This is a genomic window from Clostridium sp. UBA1056, from assembly GCA_002316385.1.
GTDB lineage: Bacteria > Bacillota > Clostridia > Clostridiales > Clostridiaceae > Clostridium_J.
Genome location: DCDL01000063.1, coordinates 21,495 through 28,093 on the forward strand (window position 1 = coordinate 21,495; position 6,599 = coordinate 28,093).

Annotated in this window: 6 protein-coding genes; all 6 read left to right on the forward strand. The window is 31.3% G+C overall.

Annotated elements, in window-relative coordinates:
- Positions 1 to 265: 265 nt before the first annotated feature.
- On the forward strand, positions 266 to 1,759 hold the full coding sequence (locus B3W71_RS18305; protein WP_346890369.1) for a methyl-accepting chemotaxis protein: 1,494 nt from the start codon (positions 266 to 268) through the stop codon (positions 1,757 to 1,759).
- A 280-nt stretch (positions 1,760 to 2,039) separates the two neighbouring features.
- Complete coding sequence (locus B3W71_RS18310) at positions 2,040 to 2,426, forward strand: hypothetical protein (protein ID WP_346890370.1); 387 nt, start codon at positions 2,040 to 2,042, stop codon at positions 2,424 to 2,426.
- 132 nt (positions 2,427 to 2,558) lie between these two features.
- The gene (locus tag B3W71_RS18315) at positions 2,559 to 3,011 is read left to right on the forward strand and encodes a hypothetical protein (RefSeq protein WP_346890371.1); all 453 of its coding nucleotides are present in this window, start codon (positions 2,559 to 2,561) and stop codon (positions 3,009 to 3,011) included.
- Between the two features lie 294 nt (positions 3,012 to 3,305).
- Complete coding sequence (locus tag B3W71_RS18320) at positions 3,306 to 4,925, forward strand: vanadium-dependent haloperoxidase (protein WP_346890395.1); 1,620 nt, start codon at positions 3,306 to 3,308, stop codon at positions 4,923 to 4,925.
- Between the two features lie 184 nt (positions 4,926 to 5,109).
- Positions 5,110 to 5,238, forward strand: a complete 129-nt coding sequence (locus B3W71_RS18325) for a hypothetical protein (protein WP_346890372.1) — start codon at positions 5,110 to 5,112, stop codon at positions 5,236 to 5,238.
- Positions 5,239 to 5,540: 302 nt separating this feature from the next.
- A complete protein-coding gene (locus B3W71_RS18330; RefSeq protein WP_346890373.1) occupies positions 5,541 to 6,413 on the forward strand; it encodes a hypothetical protein in 873 nt (290 codons plus the stop codon).
- Positions 6,414 to 6,599: the final 186 nt, after the last annotated feature.

The window sequence follows — 6,599 nt, forward strand, 5'->3', positions numbered from 1 at the left end:
TAATAGTTAAGCTAAAGATTTTACACAGCAATCGAGGAATTTTTGTTTTGCAGATATTTTACAGAATTATAAAGTGAAAATCCATTCCAAGGAATATAAGTTATAAAAACTTATTTATAATAAGAAATTTTATAGTTAAATAATTTGTTAAAGATTCCATGAAAATTTACGAAGTTTACATTAGATACTTTTAATATTGAGAAGAATGAGGTAATAGTAAGAAAAAAAGAATAAGTTGTGAGACGCAAAATGGGAGGACTTCGTTGTGGAACTACAAAAAGAGGAATATAATTTTAAAAAAGTAGATAAGATAATCTGCTGCATTATATGTATTTTTGGAATTTTAATTATAATAGACAATTTTAGGGGATGTGATATTAAGGAAGGATTTATTAACTCAATACCTGCTCTAATTGGGGTAATAGTAGCTAGTAGTGTATATTTTATTAATATTAATAGTATGATAAAAGGACTTATATATTCTTTAACTATTTCAGCAGGTGCTATATATACGTTATATTTAAACTGTAATCTTATATCGTCACATTGTATTATTTTTGTATCTATTATATTAATTGCAATGTATTTTAACAAGAAATTAGTATTAATATATGGATGTATTTTGAATGCAATATATATTGCTATATTTATTTTTGATCCCATAATTCTATTGTCAATGAATCAATCTATTGATTATTTTATGTGTGAAGTTATAATATTAAACGGTGCAATTGCAGGTTCATATTTTTTAACAAAGTGGGGTATGGAATTAGTTGAAGCTACTAAAATAAAAGAACAAAATGCAACCGAATTAATTATAAGATTAAAAGAAACAATGAAAAAAGTAAATGAAGGAAATAAAGTTTTAAACAGAAATTTAAATGTTTTTAATGAAAACATACAATTAACAAGAGAATCTAGTGATAACATTACATTAGCAATGCAGGATATGGGTGAAGGAATACGTGAGCAAGCAGAAAATATCGATAACATAAATTTAGAGGTTAATAATGTATTAAATGATGTAAAAGAAACTCAGTATATTTCACAGGAAATAAGCGAAAATACTCAAGTAATGAAAGAAAAGGTTACAATTGGAGCAGAAAAAGTAGAACAGATGAATATCCAAATGAGTACTATAAGTAAAGCTGTAAGTACATCAGTAGTTACAGTAAATGAATTAGAAAATAATATGAAAGATATTAATAAATTCCTACATGGGATAACACAAATAGCTGAACAAACAAATCTGTTAGCATTAAATGCTGCTATTGAGGCTGCAAGAGCGGGAGAACATGGTAGGGGTTTTGCCGTTGTTGCGGAGGAAGTACGAAAGTTAGCAGAGCAAAGTGCTGATACTGTAAAAGATATAAATACAATAATTGAAAAAATTTTTGAACAAACAAAAGATACTGTTGAAAAAGTAAGCCATGGGAATAAGGCTATTGACTCTGGAAGCGTAATAATCCAGGAAGTATCACAGTATTTTAAGGATATAAAACATTCTTTTGAAAAAACAATTGGCTCATTAGATAAGGAAAGCGATATGGTTGAAAAAATTTGTGATAGATTTGCTGAAATTCAAGGACAAATCGAAACTGTTGTAAGTATTGCGGAGGAAAATTCAGCGGTTACAGAAGAAGTATTAGCAACTGTTGAAAATCAAAATAATAATGTAATAAAAATTGCAGCTTCTGCAAAAGAAATCAATGGTTTAAGCAATGATTTAAAAAATGTAGTAGGCGATGCAAAGGAGTAAAAATTACTAAAAACTTTCCTAAAAGGCATTATTGAAAATATTATCCAAATGGGTGATATTTACAATAATGCCTTCTAAATTATTTTCATACTGCATTTATAACTCTGATATTTTATTTTCAGGGGATTCTGATATAGACATAATTATGACTGTTAATCAAGAGGTAGATGATTATATTACTTATGAATAATGATTATAATAAATCTAAGGGATAAATTTGTAACCATATCTATTAATCTAGCATAGGATATAGAAGAAAACATAAGGAGATGAGTATGAAATGGCATCATTTGAAATTGGGGCGAAATGTCTTTTCAATTTTAGAGACGAGCGTTTTTTTCTATTAGTTGAAGATGAAATTACAGTTCCAGATAAAGGTATAGAGATTGACCCGGTTAATATTTATGAAATTGATGAGCAAACTTTTGATTTTATCAGAGATGAAGGAGATGTGAATGTGTGTGTACCAGTTACAACACTTCCAACTGTACCGCCAGGATTTAAGTTAGAAAGAAAATGCATTTTTACAGTTGATAATGCATACTGGGCAGTTTATGATTTAGAAGATGGAGCTGATGACAATGTTATATTAATCATCAGTGCAGCTTTATTTAACTCATTGAAAAATTCTGGGGTTCGTGAATGTGTACCTCAAAATTTCATTTAATAAACTCATTAGATTTTAAATAGAATATTTTTGAAAAAATTGGTCCCTCGTAGTTTTCTGCGAGGGGTCAATCTGTAACCATATATTAATCTAACATATTATATAAAAGAATCATAAGGAGGTGAGTATGAAATGGCATCATTTGAAATTGGGGCGAAATGTCTTCTTAATTTTAGAGGCGAACGTTTTTTTCTATTAGTCGAAGATGAAATTAAAGTTCCAGATAAAGGTGTAGAGATTGATCCAGTTAATATTTATGAAATCGACGAGCAAACTTTTGATTTTATCAGAGATGAAGGAGATGTGAACGTGTGTGTACCAGTTGCAACACTTCCAACTGTACCGCCTGGATTTAAATTAGAGCGAAAATGTATTTTTACAGCTGATAATGCATACTGGGCAGTTTATGATTTAGAAAATGGAACTGATGACAATGTTATATTAATCATCAGTGCAGCTTTATTTAACTCATTGAAAAATTCTGGGGTTCGTGAATGTGTACCTCAAAATTTCATTGATACAGCTTCATCTAACTCATTAAAAGATTCTGGGGGTTGTGAATGTGTACCTCAAAACTCCATTTAATAAATTAATTAGACCTTAAACAGAATAATTTTTGAAAAAATTATACCCTCGTAGCTTTCTGCGGGGGTTAAATTGTTATAAAAAAATTTTAATTATTAGCGGTTTAGATGTATTCTCTTAAGTCCCTCAGTGTACTTTGTTTTAGCAATAATGCTGTAATAATTATAAAAGTAAATGAGATTAAGAATAGAAATTTAATCACTAGATACATATAATATACTGAAGAATTAATATAGGTAGTATATTTAAATTTGAATATAGCAAAGTTTTAGCTAAATAGTAGGAGTGATTAAGGTGGAAGAAAAGCAAGATAAAAATAAAGAAATGAATGAAGGCAAAGATAAAGTTTGTATTACTGAGTCTTTATGTCCTAAATATAATACAATAGCAGAACAATGCCAGATTGGACCTTTGACGCCTGAACAGAGACGCAGTGAGGCTTTTGAAAGACGAATTCAGTCTGCTTTATTTCAGAAGAACTTGATTCTTCAGGGGCAAAGATGCAATGACGATGAAATTTTATATGCAAATAAGATTGGAAATTATACAAAGGCTTTACCTCATAATTTGTTAGGAGAGGTAAATTTAGAAGCCTACAACATTTGGATAAGGACATTAACCACTGGAAATCCGGAAAAATTTGAGTTAATACCTCTAGGAGGGACTAGAAAATTAGTTAACCCTCAGGCATCGTATGCGTATGAGATGGTGGGACCTGATTCTAATCATCTTACTATCCCACCAGCTCCGAGTTTTTCCAGTGTTATAGAAGCAAGTGAAATGGCTGAGGATTATTGGATGGCTTTAATTCGTGATGTCCCTTTTGTAGATTATAACACCAACCATGAAACTAAGGTTGCAGCTGAGGATTTATCAAAGTTTTCAGTTTTTGATGGTCCTAAATGCAAATGTAAAGTCACCACGGAAACACTCTTCCGTAGCAATGTACCTGGCGCTTTAGAAGGACCATATGTTTCACAGTTTCTCTTGATGGATATTCCCTTTGGGGCAAAAACTATAACACAGAAATACAGTGTACCTGTAGAAAAAATCGATTATATGACTTCATATAATGAATGGCTTAATATACAAAATGGACAGGCATCCTCTTCAGCATTAAAACTTGACCCAGTATCTCGATATATTAGCAATGGCAGAGACCTAGGCGAATATGTTCATAAAGATAACAGTATTCAGGCGGCACTAACGGCTTGTTCGATCCTACTAGGATTTGGGCAGGAAGCTCTGTCTTTGAGTAATCCCTATTTATTCTCAAAAACCCAGGAGGGATTTGCTACCTTTGGTAGTCCACACATTTTAGATTTTGTGACTCGTGTAGCCAGGATGGCCCTTGAAGCAGCTTGGTTCCAAAAATTTTTGGTGCATCGAAGAGTAAGGCCAGAAGAGTTTGGGGGATGCGTACAAAATCTTAAGACAGGTGCCGCAAAGTATCCCATTAATCCAGAATTATTAGCTTCAAAAGTATTAGAGGTAGTATTCAAAAAATATGGAACCTACCTTCTACCTATGGCCTACCCTGAAGGATGCCCAACTCATCCAGCATATCCTGCAGGTCATGCAACTCAAATTGGAGCAGGGGTAACTATTTTAAAAGCATTTTTTGATGAGGATTATATTATTCCCAATCCAGTAGTAGCTAGCGCCGATGGGCTTAAGTTGCAACCATATCTAGATGGTAATCTAAAAGTCGGAGGAGAATTAAATAAGCTTGCTGCTAATATTGCCCTTGGGCGAGATTTTGCAGGTGTACACTGGCGTTCAGACTGTTTAGAGGGCATGAAACTTGGAGAATCTGTGGCAATAGGATTACTTCAGGATTATAGGGATACCTATAATGAAGAATTTCAAGGTTTTTCCTTCACAAAATTTGATGGTACAAAGGTAATAATTTAAAAAGATAACCTGTGCAAGTTTTAATTTGCACAGGTTTCAGAGTTTAAATGTATTTGTAGTAATATAGTCTATTTAAGCTAACGCATGTACTGTAGAATCCACTGAATCAGTATTTTCTATTAGTCTATATGCATCAATAGCATTTTCTACATATTTATTACTTTTATTATTATTGATAGAGTTTTTGTATTTAGAAGTATTAGCAACTATTGAAAATCAAAATAATAATGTAATAAAAATTGCAGCCTCTGCAAAAGAAATCAATGGTTTAAGCAATGATTTAAAAGTTATAGTAGACGGTGTAAAAGAGTAAAAATCATATACTGAGATATAGTCAGATGGATGTGCATAACCCTTCGCATCCACCATTAAAACTCACGACAGTTTTGTCGTGGGTTTTTTATATTTTATTTATAAATCATCATAAAATTCTTGCTTTAGTTTAAGTAAATTTAAGAAAATTGTAAATGTGAGGATACATTATATATATTTAGAATAAATAGGGAATTTTCATAAGAAGGCTATTACAATAATAGTTATTTATGTTAATCTTATATAATATTATATTAATATTAGGAAGATTTGTTAATAATAATTTGAGAGGGGACTTATATTATGAATATTCCTGTTTGGCATTATGTACTTTCAATGTTAACTTATTTTATTTTTCTGCTATTCATGATTGAATTCATGAAGAACCACTATAAGTTTTCAGCTATTTTTTGGGTTGCTGCATTATGTACTTTTCCAATTTGGCTTATGGGAGGCATAAATGGCTGGTTTCGCTGGGCAAAAACATTTAGTGCTATACTTCCACTTGCAATAGGCGGATTCTTCCGGTTAGCTGATCAAGAACAATATCAAGGTAAGTTTTGGGACTTTATGAGGAAGGATTGGATAGTTTGGTTTGTGTATTTGGTATTATTCTTAAATATTGCTGAAGCTACACTAAAAGATGTTTCTTTAGGAAACTATGCTAATGCACTTTGTGGCTTATTATTATGTGTTACTATTCCATTCCCAAATGGAAGGAAATTCTTTAAATTAAGTGCTGAAGATAAGAGTATGTTTATAGCTTATACTACTGTAGCTTGGAATTTTCTATATACAACTTGGAATTTATGCTTTGTATATGGTGAAACTGGTAAATACTTTGCAAGCTCTATATGCATATTAATGGCGGCGGAAATATATCCAATTATCAAAAGAAAACCTGAACTTTATATATCTGCTCGTATTTATACATTATCAGCTCATGTACTAATTAGAGCTTGTTTCCCTAACTTATTTCCAGCTGTAATGGATGCATCAACATGGATGAATGCAGATGTGTTATATGTATGGGGAATAGTTAACGCTATACTAATAATTCCTTATGTTTTCTGGTATATATGGCAACTGCATACAGGCAAGGCTGAACAAAGTTTCAGCAGAGGTAAAATTAAAGCTGAACAAAGCTTCAGCACAGGTAAAATTAGATCAGTATAGGTATTATTCTAAATTATATAAAGTTAGTAATTATAAAAATACGGACAAGTCTTCCTATAACCTGTGAACTAATACTTATTTAATAAAATAATAAAAAATATAAAATGTAAGGGGGATAGATTTAGTGAGAGTTTGATTAAGGTATCTTCAAAAAATAAATAAGTCAGAATGCTCGTCTATTTTGTG